The sequence below is a fragment of the Terriglobus sp. 2YAB30_2 genome, assembly GCF_052114765.1.
Taxonomy (GTDB): Bacteria; Acidobacteriota; Terriglobia; order Terriglobales; family Acidobacteriaceae; genus Terriglobus.
Genome location: NZ_JBFRFJ010000007.1, coordinates 38,558 through 50,191, shown reverse-complemented (window position 1 = coordinate 50,191; position 11,634 = coordinate 38,558). Strand labels below are relative to the sequence as shown.

The 11,634-nt window shown below is 57.1% G+C and carries 7 protein-coding genes; 4 read left to right on the top strand and 3 right to left on the bottom strand.

Going from position 1 to position 11,634, the window contains the following annotated elements:
• Nucleotides 1–101: 101 nt before the first annotated feature.
• The gene (locus tag AB4Y89_RS12190; RefSeq protein ID WP_442301204.1) at nt 102–1,481 is read right to left on the bottom strand and encodes a glycosyltransferase; all 1,380 of its coding nucleotides are present in this window, start codon (nt 1,479–1,481) and stop codon (nt 102–104) included.
• 217 nt (nt 1,482–1,698) lie between these two features.
• Complete coding sequence (locus AB4Y89_RS12185; protein ID WP_442301203.1) at nt 1,699–5,916, bottom strand: tetratricopeptide repeat protein; 4,218 nt, start codon at nt 5,914–5,916, stop codon at nt 1,699–1,701.
• Nucleotides 5,917–6,208: 292 nt separating this feature from the next.
• Here AB4Y89_RS12185 and AB4Y89_RS12180 point away from each other — a divergent pair, with 292 nt between their 5' ends.
• The 4 genes from AB4Y89_RS12180 to AB4Y89_RS12165 are packed head-to-tail and all read left to right on the top strand — an operon-like array spanning nt 6,209 to nt 10,408.
• Nucleotides 6,209–7,924: a hypothetical protein gene (locus AB4Y89_RS12180; RefSeq protein ID WP_442301202.1), complete on the top strand. Its 1,716-nt coding sequence runs from the start codon at nt 6,209–6,211 to the stop codon at nt 7,922–7,924.
• Complete coding sequence (locus AB4Y89_RS12175) at nt 7,921–9,051, top strand: FxLYD domain-containing protein (protein WP_442301201.1); 1,131 nt, start codon at nt 7,921–7,923, stop codon at nt 9,049–9,051. The genes AB4Y89_RS12180 and AB4Y89_RS12175 overlap by 4 nt, the downstream gene beginning before the upstream one ends.
• The gene (locus AB4Y89_RS12170; RefSeq protein WP_442301200.1) at nt 9,051–9,914 is read left to right on the top strand and encodes a hypothetical protein; all 864 of its coding nucleotides are present in this window, start codon (nt 9,051–9,053) and stop codon (nt 9,912–9,914) included. The genes AB4Y89_RS12175 and AB4Y89_RS12170 overlap by 1 nt, the downstream gene beginning before the upstream one ends.
• Nucleotides 9,914–10,408: a hypothetical protein gene (locus tag AB4Y89_RS12165; RefSeq protein WP_442301199.1), complete on the top strand. Its 495-nt coding sequence runs from the start codon at nt 9,914–9,916 to the stop codon at nt 10,406–10,408. Before AB4Y89_RS12170 ends, AB4Y89_RS12165 begins: the two co-directional genes overlap by 1 nt.
• A 75-nt stretch (nt 10,409–10,483) precedes the next feature.
• Here the strand turns inward: AB4Y89_RS12165 and AB4Y89_RS12160 are convergent, their stop codons facing one another.
• Complete coding sequence (locus tag AB4Y89_RS12160; RefSeq protein WP_442301198.1) at nt 10,484–11,464, bottom strand: hypothetical protein; 981 nt, start codon at nt 11,462–11,464, stop codon at nt 10,484–10,486.
• Nucleotides 11,465–11,634 lie beyond the last annotated feature (170 nt).

Sequence of the window (11,634 nt, the reverse complement as noted above, 5' to 3'; positions counted from 1 at the left end):
CCACTGGGGAGTGGAATGCGCCCCAGACATCAGAGATACAACCAAGAACCCAAAAGCCCTGCAACGTTACACTTCTCCCGCATATTTCGTGATGCATACAGCTAAAGCACCTGTTCTGGATAGCCATTCATCGCTGTCTGAGGTGCGGCCTCAAGCGGTACAGCGCTTTGCTCCGGCGAATCTCGGCGTGGCGCGGCCGGCTCTTCCCGGGCAGCATATCCACCGCTGAAAATGTGCTGCACAGGCATTCCGCCGACGTGTCGAGTCCACACGCTCCATGGACGGAAACGCCTTGCCAATCCTCTGGCATCCACAATCCGCTTGAGCTTGTGCAGCTCAAACCAGCGAAGATAGGTGCGGGCGACATTCGCCATCGCCATCTGGACGCCGGCCTGGTAGTTGTGCTCTGACATCTCCAACTGGAGCTGAGGAGATTCAAGAACACTGACGATCTTCTTGGCAAAATCCGCGGCATCGCCGGTTTTGTAAAACAGGATTGCCATGTCATCGTCTGTCCCCATGCATCGAAAGTCTGGGATATCCGAGCAGACAATCGGGAGGCCATACTCACAAGCCTGATGTGCCGGACCACTGGACCCCGTCGAAGAGTCATAGGGCATCACCAGAAGAGAGCTGGTACGAAACAGCTCTGGAACATCCTTTTGAGGGATATAGCCGAGGAAATCAACCGGAAGGTGGGGCGGCAGCGAGGCGCGCACAGACTCCCAATAGCCGGCGGCGGCGGGATGATTTCCACCGGCCACGATCAGCCGCGCATTGGGAATCTTCTCAAGTACCGCGGGAAACGCCTCCATCAGCCTCTCGAGCCTCTTGTAGGTTCCCCAGTTCCCGAAGGCAAGAATGCGATGTTCCGGGTTTCCACGTCGGCTTAAATCGGGCCCCTCTGAGATGGTGGTGAAGGTGCCATGCGTACCGATCATGATGTTTCGAGCGGCATACTTGCTTTCGAGTGTCTTTCGGTAATCCGATAGCAGAACCGTAACCCAGTTCGCCTTCAACAGAACACGTGTTGCTACATACGTTCCGGTGCGCAGCAGCTTTTCCCGTTGCAGGCTTGCAGTAGAAGCACTCTTGAAGTCGACGTGTTCAATGATGTGATGGAGCGTAATGTGGGTGTAGAATCCGGCTGCCCGGGTAAGAGCCGGGGCGAACAGCCCTAGAAATGCAGCGACTGGATTCTTCGGCGTTCCGAAGCTCGAGAACACCAGGTTGAACCAGACCACATCTGGTCTCCATTCGTGAATTGCTTTAAGAAGCCTTGCGGGGTTCGCCAGGCTGTCGACCTTCCAGCAGCGCACGATCTTTACGCCTGGAAGACCTGGCACCTCTTCTGAAGAGAGGGTTTTTCCATGAGCATCTGTGACGAACTTGTACTCTTCAATTTCATCCGCGAGAACGATCAGCTCTACACCTTCATGACGCTGAATCTCTCTCGCGATATGGTAGGAATATTCGTTCAACGGCCCCTTGCTTGGAGGAAACGCCGCGACTAGGCAGATTCGAATCATGGTACTTAGAAGAGCCGAAATGAGTAATTGGATGTATTGCTTAAGGTCATTTTTTTACAGATGAATGTCCGAAAGTGCCCGTCAATCCTGCAAACTTAAGTAACCGCCGCCTCATTCGGTCAAAGTGTTTGCAGAATGAAAACAGCTTCCACTTATAAGAACTGATCGCCTAGAAGATGGTCAGGCTGAAAAACGGAACCAGCTTCTGGCTCGGACCCTGGGTAAAGTTGGGAAAGTTCTGTGTGCGAACACCTGCCGCCAAACGGATGGGATACTTCAGGCGCACTGCCCCTGTGCTCTCATTGAAGTTGCGTTCGAGCGGCCGAACGTAGGAAACCGTAAACGAGTTCTGGATCATGTCATAGACATGAAACCCACGTGTCAGCTCATAGGAGCTGGATGCCTGCATCTCCCAGCGAGTAGTCGGGGAATAACGAATGGAAGCAGCGGGCCGAAGAGCCTGCGAGATGGCCGAATGGATAGGCGAGTACGGCTGGCTCCGCCACGAACGAAGATCTTCGGCAATCGCTTCCGCGCTAAAACGCGACGAGAAGCGTCGGCTGAGACCGATGTACGTCGATGTGTAGAAGTTTCGGCTGTTTCCTAATTGGGAAGAGTCGAACCGCTGGTCGGTCGTCTTCCAACCGGTAATCAATGCGGTCTTGCCCCATGGCATACCAACCCGAAAATTGATCGCGCCCGAGAGGAGACGCTCGGTGATCGGCGTATCGGTAAACGAGCCAAATTCGGCCGAGAAGAAGCCATCCGCGGAGAGTGCATTGAAGAACGAACTCGTGCTCGCATACGTAAAGACGCGGAAGAGGTTCTGGTTCATCTGAACCGGAGAGCGCGTATCGCGGCGAACGGTTCCCTGTATGCCGCTATTGAGCGAGACGACGTTCGAACCCAGGTGCAGTGTAGGATCAATTCCGAAATTGAGAGCGTAGTCAGTCGTGTTGCGCTGCACGACGGAGCGTGTCGCAGGGACAGAGATGGTGCCCTGTGCGTTTCGGACCTGGAAGAATCCACTCGTCGTCGGCAGCGATGCCAGGTGCAGATTGAAGGAGTTGAGCAGGTTGGTCTCCACCGAAGACCTTGGCGGCGGCAGGTTCGCGACATCGGACGAGCTCACCGGACCCGCAGGGCTATTCAACTTCGAATCGAGAACATACACGGTGCTGTCTTCGAAGATGGGCTGCACCACAAGGTTCGAGAGCAGGCTGATCTTGGGATTTACCCGGTAGCCCTCCGTCCCCCCAGCCTCAAGAAGGCGCTGCTCCGCTGTGGGATCTTCGCCGGCATCAGAAGCTGCTGCGGCAAAGGACGAGAGCGTCTCCGCGCTCCGATGTTCCTGCTGGTACAGCGACGCTTGCGCCAGAAGGTATTGATAGTCCACTTCACTGTCTTCCACCTGCTTGACAGCAGCGAGTTCGGCGGCGGCGCGGCGCGTCTCTCCCAGTGCCAGATAGCTATTGGCGAGAGTGATGCGCACAGAGGTGTCTGGCGCACCTGCGGCCTTGGCGCGTTCGAGGTACGTCTCAGAGAGCTCGTACTCATGCAATTGCTGGAGCACGCTTGCCATGGCGATATATTGTTCGCCGCTGGGAGGATCGGCGTCCTTCGCATCGACTTCCATCTGTGCCAAAGCGATCTGACGCTCCGCGTCCTCAGTCCGCCCTTGTTTCGCCATATTCTTGGCGACGGCCAGACGTACACCCACGCGGTCTTTCGCATGCAACCCGAGCGCCTTGCTGAAACGATTCATCGCCGCGTCCTGCTGCCCCAGCAGACCCAAAGCCTCTCCCGTAGATACATAGATGTCGGCAAGCGCGTCCTGTGCGTCTGAGTCGTCTGCATTCGTCTTGTCCGGCGAGGCTGGCGCCACAGCATACTGCTCGGCCAGATCGACGTCACGCATTGCTTCGTCGTGATTGTGCAGCTCTGCGTTGGCCCGGGCCATGACGGCGTAGAGAGAGGCGTCTTTCGGCAGGTGCTCCCGTGCGTTTTGCAGCTCTTCCAGAGCTTCGCGATAACGACGTTGCGCCATCAGGATATTGGCCAGCCCCAGGTTCAGCGAACCATCATCCGGATCGAACTGGAGAGCCGCCCGGTACTCCTGTGTAGATTTGGTAAGCGCTCCCTGCCGGCCATACGCCGTTGCCCGCACGACGTGGATCATCTTTGAATCGCCCGCGATCGCTTCAGCGAGTTGTGTCTGCTCGATTGCAGCCTTCGGATGACCGAGATTCAACTCCGCGAATGCCAGGCCCATATGCGTATCCGCATCATCAGGCTTGATTTTGAGTGCTGCTTCAAAATCGGCAGCGGCCAGTGCCGGCTTACGTAGATCGTTATAGACAAATCCCCTGTTTGTATAGGCTGTCGCCACCTTCGGATCCCGCTTCAGCGATTCGGTGAAGCTCTTCACCGCCTCCTCGCGCTGACCATTGTGCTTGTAGACATACCCGGCCAAAAGCGGGACATCAGCATCCTTGGGGAGCACATCCAGGTTGTTTGTCGTAAGAGTCTGCAATTCGTCGAAGAGCTGCAGATGAAGCAGATCGTATCCGAGGTAGACAATGACCTCGCGATCACGAGGGACCATCTTGATGGCTTGATGGCCGAGGTCCGCGGACCGACGGTAATCTCCCATGAAGTTGAAGTACCGCTCCTCTTCCCGCAACACCTGAGGCACGCCCGCCATCTTCTCGCTCACACGTTGCTGCCAGATCCCGGCCAGCGGAAGATTGTGTGATTCGATTGCCGCGTCCATTCCCCCGGCGACGATCATGGAATTCTGTGGAGCGAGCGTATACCCGCGGGCATACGCCTCTTCCGCCTTCTTGTACTCGCGGTTATCGGTGTACATGTCCCCGAGAGCGAGATACGGGACGTAAGACGATGGATACTCTTTGGCGAGGAGATTGAAGTACTTTTCCGCTTCAGCACTGTCTCCCTTGGCACGCGAGGCGTATCCCAGAGACGTAAGGGCAAAACGGTTACGAGGATCGAGCTTGAGAACCTGCTGGAACACCGCGATCGCTTCGGAGGTGCGGCCGAGTTTCATCAGCACGTCTCCATTGAGCTGAAGACTATTGGGATCGTTCGGGGTGAGCGCGAGAGACTCCTTCATGTCACTCAGAGCCGCCTCGTACTCGCCGGACTCGGAGTGAATCACGGCTCGCAGACGAAGAAACGCGGCACGATCGGATCCGCGCTCATCCAGACTGCCAATCAACTTTTGCGCACTTGCCAGTTCCTGGCGAGCCTGGTCAGGCTGGTTGAGGTTCTTGTAGAGCGGAATGAGATCCATGTGGAGCTGGATGCCGTACAACGGGCCTTCGATCGGGGTAGGTGGCAGGGCCGCGATCGCAGCGCTGAACTCATGGGCCGCATCTTCATCGCGATCCTGGATCTGTGCGATCTGGCCGCGAATCGCGTGCAGGCGATAGTAGTTTGCATCAAGCCTGGACGCACGCTGCAGGAATTCTTCTGCGCGATCAAAAGATGCAATGCCCACCTGTGCCTGTGCGGCGGATAACTGCAGAGTGAGATCACGCGGCATGGCGTCCGCGGCCTGGGCGTAGGTCCGCGCCGACTCTTCCGGGCGTCCCGCGAGGCCATACGTAAACGCTAACTCGGCCACCACATCGGGCTTCGGATTGCGGATTCCGAGAAGCGACGAGACAGCTTTGTCGTAGTCACCAGTATCACGATAAAAGGCGGCAAACGCCCGCTGCACGTCAGGGTTGTTCGGGGCCCGGCCCTTTGCCAGTTCCAGATAATGGGCAGCCTGGTCCATCTGCTTCAGATGCTGGGACGCAATCGCGAGCAGGAGCTCTGTCTGCGCCGCGGGCTCCAGATGCTCGGCCTTCTCAAGCCAGATCTTTGCCTCCTGGTAATTTGCTGTCCGAATGTACAGATCACCGAGAATTAGAAGCTCGTTTTTGCGCTGAGGCGCCGCGGCCACGACCTGCTTCAGCAGGCGCTCAGCCTCCCCCGTACGCCCGGAGGCGAGATAGGTCTGCGCCATTCCGGACATTCCATCAATGGAAGACGGATTCAAGCGCAGACTATGTTGATAGGCATCCAGGGAAGCGCCCAGCTTGCCATCGAGCCGGGCCGCATATCCCAACAGCAGCCAGAGCTGCGGGTCGTTCGGAGCCGCCTGTGCGGCACGCTGCGCATAGCTGAACGCCTGGGCATGATCGCCACGCTGTAACGCCAGCTCGGCCGTTCTGGCCAGACGTGCATTCTGAATGTTTGATCCCCAACCGAGGTCCTGTTGCTTTTCAGATTGTTTCGTTGTCGGTTGCCCAGCGGCATCTGGTCCGACCTGATAGGTCTGAGCAACTCCTTTGTAGGAGAGGAACGTAAGCGCAGCCACACACCAAACGGATCGAAACTTAACACGAATGTTCAAGGGACGTCACCGGCAGCAATCGATTGAACGCTTTCAAGGGAGGGGGCTCCAAGGCTAGCGAATTTGCACGTTCGGATGCTGATGGAGGCATTGCAAGTTGTCCGGGCTCCTAAGTCAGAGGACAGCGAACTTACATATTTGAAGGAGTTTTCGAGTGAGCAACTAAGAGCAGAAGAGAGCGCATCTCAAGGAAACACAAGAGGGAAGACCCTTGCAAAATCCTGCTTCTGCGTATCCATCTGCACGACCGATTCCCATGAGCTTCATTCTCATGGTCGCTGTAGCCGTTCATCTGCCGTTGCTGCTGATGCAGCTGCCGCTGAAGTCGTACGACACCAACTTCCACATTTTCTTTGCCTCGCACTACGCACAACACTGGTTCGACCCTTGGAACCCCAAGTGGTTTGCCGGTTTCTCCCAGACCACGTACCCGCCTCTGCCACAGCAGTGGACCGCGATCCTTTCGTGGGTCCTGGGACTGAACCTGGCGTATATGGCCGTGCAGTTCGTTGGAATCCTGCTGCTGGTTGTAGGGGTATACCGCTTCGCGGAGCTCTGGGTTTCCCCACGCGCTGCATCATACGCCGCGCTTGCATCCGTCTTCATCGCCGCCGAAGGCTTTCTTGTCTATTCGGCAGGCCAGCTCAGTACTACCGTCGCCGCTCCCATTTACCTGAACGCACTTCCCTTTCTCTTCCAATGGCTTCGCCACGGAAGCTGGCGATCTTTTTTGAAAGCATTTGTGCTGCTGGTAACCGCGGCGGCCGCCCATCACGTCACGCTCATCTTCGGCTCGGTGCTATTTGCGCTGCCGGTCATCGCGCTCGCATGGATGGATGGCCGCGACAGCGAGGACTCAGATAAGGTCTCCATGCCAGCCCTGGTGGTCCGCGTTGTCTCGATCGCCGTTGCCGCTGGAGCGGCGATTGCGGCTGTACTACTCCCCTTCTGGATCGGATTGATCCGCTATCCCGTAACCCAGACCCCCATTGCCCACGCCAGCCGCGCCAACTTTCTGCTGAGCCCAGAAGCGGGAATAAACTACTTCGTCGTCCCCTATGGCGCCCTGATTCTGGCCCTGCCTTTCATCGTGATTCGCGGCAGTTCCATCCGCCGGCTCCGGCCGCTGCTGATCGGTTTCTGGGCGACGTTCCTGCTTGGCCTCGGTGGAACCACTCCTGTAGCTCCGGTCCTGCTGGGCCGCTCCTTCAACGTCTTGACCTTCGAGCGGTTCAGCTACTGGGCGACCTTGCTCTGCCTGCCTATCCTTGGCCAGGTGATCGTGGAGGCTGTTGACCGGTTTCGGCTGAAGGCGCTAATCCCGATTGCATCGCTTGCAGCAGCCACATGCGCGTTGGCAGTGGCGTGGTCGACATACAAGCCGGCCGATGCATCCAATCTCAACGTTGATTCTGTCGCGTTGTGGCTCAACCGAGACGGGCATGACCACTACCGCTACATCACGCTGGGGTTTGGGAACAAGCTGTCACGCCTGGCAATGCAGACAAACGCCAATAGCGTCGATGGAGAATCCAATTCGGCCCGTATGTTGCCGGAGCTTACCCAGTTTGGCGGTGCAGCCCTTACCAGTTCCAAGTACTTTGCCAAGCCTGGCCTGGATTCGCTGAGGGCCATGCTCAACCATGCCGACCGGTACGGGCTGAAGTTCATCATCGTCCGCGATCCCTATTACGATCCGCTGCTCTACTTCGCCGGTTGGCGCCAGGTAGATTCTCTTGACGACAAGACAATCACCATCTGGAGCAAGGACGGAGTGCCCCCCGCGCTTCCGATGAATGCCGCGGAGATGCCGACCCACTTCCAGGGTCTTATCTGGGGGACGCTACCAGTCGGCTTCAGCCTTCTTGCCATGCTTGTCGTTCTACTTCCGGAAAAGCGGTTGCGTCCGGAGCATGTTACAGATGCCGCCTATACGCGGGAACATCTCGTCTCTGGAGGAATGGTGTCGTGAGCCAAGGAAGACTTCTCGCTACCGCGATTGCCGTCACGACCGGCCTGCTGGTCACCGCAGGCACCTTGTGGCCCTCCGCCATCGCTGCTTCCTATGGTGGAGGCAAGACGGAAGGCATACTCAGCTCCACCTCAACTCCGGAGGCGGCAGTGAATGACCTTACCGCGCAGCTCAAGCTGCACGCGCTGGCCAAGGCGTATTCAAGCCTGGCCAATAAGGCCGAGTTCAGCGAAGCCGACTTCGAGCGCGACCTGCTTGGTACCGGGCTAAGCCTCCGCACCTATGCAACGCTCGACAGCGTCGAAGTGCGCCCCCTCCATCAATCCGCAACTGACGCCGACCTGACGATGAAGATGCATTGGTCCTCAGTCGTGGGCAACTTCGATGACGCACGCGACGTTCATGCCGTCAAAGTAGGTAACCGCTGGGCGCTCAACTGGCCGTTGAAGCACGAGTCACCTGTACCGCCGCAGGTGATTCCAGTCAACTACCTGCGCTGGGACGTCATCTATCGCGGCGCGGGCGACGACTGGGGGAGCCAGGACGTGGAAGCACCCCATGTTCGCATCGTCGACATGCATCCCCTGAGCCGCGCTGAAGGTGTCGTGGTGATGGGTGAGTTGCTGAACGAGGACGTTGTACCCGCCTTCGTCTCGGTAAAAGCCACACTCGTAACCAAGGCAGGAGAGACGCTGGACAGCGAAGGCTCCTTCGACATGATCTCGCATACCCTGCTGCCGAAACAGGTCACGCCATTCATCATCCATTTCCCGGGAACCGACCTTTCCAAGATCTCCACCATCCGCATGGAACCGACTTCCGTACTGGTGGCCGCATCGGCCGACCCGGTGGTCGAGATTGAAAACCAGCAGTACCAGGAAGGTTCCGGCGCTGCTGTCACGGGTCAGCTCACAAACCAGAGCGGACATACGGTCAATGTCTCCCATGTGTTGACGACGTTTTATGACGCCAACGGTCAGGTGCTCTGGGTCGGCGGGCAGTATATCGATCGCGCCCTGCAGCCGCAGACTCCCGTGGATTTCCGCGTTCCCGTGCCTCAGGACCTCGCCGGAAAGGTGAAGAGTGAGCGCACCGTGGTCTCTACCTATATTCAGGGGAATTCCTAGTGAAACCGCGAGCATTGCTTTTACTGACTCTCGCTCTGCCGATATCGGAGATGGCTGCTCAGGAGATGCAGGTCCCGAGTACGGTGACGGCCGGAAGCGCCTTCACCGTCACCACGGCCGGCAGCGGAAAGGCTGCCTTGTACATAGTCGGCCCAGGACAGGCGCTTCGCCGGGATCTTCAACTTGGAGAGCGTGTCTCGTTTGCCACAGGGGAGCTATACAGCGCCGGACACTATACGGCGGTACTGGCAACCGAGTCTTCGGCGAAAAACGCAGAATTCGATGTGTTGCCCGCTGCGCAGCCGGGTTCCCTGGGCTTTCTGGCGCGGCCTTCCCGTTTGCCGGTCAATGTGGCCAATGGCATCAGCGGCTCCATGTATGTCTTCGACTCGTATCGAAACCTGATCACCAACCCAATGCCTGCAACACTTGAGCTATCCATCGCCGGTGGGGCGACCCTAACGCGTACGGTAACAACGCGCAACGGGTTGGCGTGGGCGACGATGAACTCAGCCACCAAAGAGGGTTCAGCGCGATTTACGGCGCGCGTTGGAGATATCTCAAATACGCGCATCATTAATCAGGTGCCGGGAGAACCTTGTTCCATCTCCATCAGCGCCAGACCAAACGGATCAAAGCTGGAAGTACAAACGGCGCCAGTGCGTGACTGCAGCGGTAACACAATTCCAGACGGTACTATAGTTACTTTTATAGAAACCTTTGGTAACTCCCAATCTACAGTTGATGTACCTCTGAAGAAAGGCATCGCCAGCGTGGTTATGCCAGCGAATAGAGGATCGAAGATATCTGCCGCCAGCGGCGCCGTGGCAGGAAATGAAATCCATTGGGATGGTGGCCGGTGATGAAGCCAATTGTATGTCTGACTTCAGCTCTTCTTCTCTCGGCGACCATGCTCGCGGATGAACCTGCTGTACGCGTGGCTCCTCCCCAACTCCAGGGCTCCCGGCCGCTGGAAAAGCAGACCGAGTCCTCCGTTATCCGCAACTATCTGGAATCATGGAAGAGCCTGCAGGAAGCGCTTGATCAAAACCAGGCCGGTAAACTCGACCGGGATTTTGTTGGTGTGGCCAGAGATAAGCTTGGCGACACCATCGAGGCCCAAAGCCGGATGGGAATCCACACGCGCTACCAGGATCTTTCCCACGATCTACAGATTGTCTTCTACTCGCCGGAGGGTCTGTCGATCCAGATGACTGACAATGTCGAATACCGGCAGCAGATCTTTGAGAAGGATAAGGTTCTGGCCACGACCGTGGTCCGCCGGCGCTATCTTGTTGTCCTGACTCCGTCTGAGGTCCGTTGGCAGGTCCGGATCCTGCAGGCCGGACTCGACTGACAGGCCCATCATCCACTAAAGCAACAATGGCGGTCGCATCGAGCGACCGCCATTGTTGCGTCTGTAGTGCTTTGCTTATTGCGTTGTCTGATTCTGCGCGCTGGTAAGGTTCTTTCCTGGGCTCTCGGTACACTTCGGAATACCGGTTTCGATTTGTGAGCCTTCTTCGTAATCGTTCCAGGTCTGGACCAACATAAACGGAATCACCTGTCCGGGGGGGAAATACTCTTTCCATAACTCCAGCGCGTCCCGATAGGTTTGCCCGCACCGCGCAGAGATATGACGATTCAGGCTCCAGGCGGCCCTGGAATCGTCAAACTGGGGCCACGCGCCCCCGACGACGATCATGTCGGAGTACTTTTCCGCCATGTTTTTATAAAAGTCCCTGAGATAGCGCTCTCCCCAATGGCTTCCGTCAGCAGCCCATCCATCCGGACCGGGGTTCACCCACGGATAAAAGCCGTCGAAAGCTTCGGGATGAGGACCGGGAAGGTTTTCCTGCATCAACCAGGGAGGAGAACTCCACTTATTCACCGCACTCCGGACCTGTGCCCAATCGGTATGGCTGCCATGTGGAAAGACAAAGATAACCGGCCGCCCCTTGTAGGTCAGATAAGCCTCGTGACCGGGGGAGTTCGGTAGCAGATAGTTGTCATGAAAGGCCGTAAGGTCGGCAATCACCTGATCTGTTGCGCCCTCGTCCGTATCGCCCTCGTCGTACATCAGCGCGACCGTGAATTTCTCCTTCGCCGCAGCTTTTTGAATCACCGCGTAGCTTTGATCGATAAAGGGCTCGCGGTTTCCATACCAGTCCACCACAAATCCCGTGACGCCAAGCGACTTCGCTTTGCGCATCTGGGTACGTACCGTCTCAGCATTATTGGTCGAATAACCTACGGAGATATGTTTGGGGAGGCCGAACCACGCCTCATACACGGCCAGCGTCTGCGGCGCGTTTCCGGCTGCTTTATGCTTCAGTTCGACCGCTCGTGTTGCGCCGCAACCATGGAAGAGAAGAAAAAGGCATAAGCAAGAGAAGCTCGTGGCGAACGACATGCCCGTTAGAGGGCTCTCCGATAGCGTTCGGTTGCATGTCTTGCCGCGAATTGAACGGGTCAAACTACTGTGAAGTAAGGTTAGACGGTTATTGCATCCCGCCAAATATTGGATGAAAGCAGGCAACTGGAGAGAAAGCTAACCGCATCGATATCCCCATTACGAACGCT

Coding starts and splice junctions, on each gene's coding strand:
- AB4Y89_RS12180 (WP_442301202.1), top strand. CDS start 6,209: ATGAGCTTCATTCTCATGGTCGCTGTAGCCGTTCATCTGCCGTTGCTG.
- AB4Y89_RS12165 (WP_442301199.1), top strand. CDS start 9,914: ATGAAGCCAATTGTATGTCTGACTTCAGCTCTTCTTCTCTCGGCGACC.
- AB4Y89_RS12160 (WP_442301198.1), bottom strand. CDS start 11,464: ATGTCGTTCGCCACGAGCTTCTCTTGCTTATGCCTTTTTCTTCTCTTC.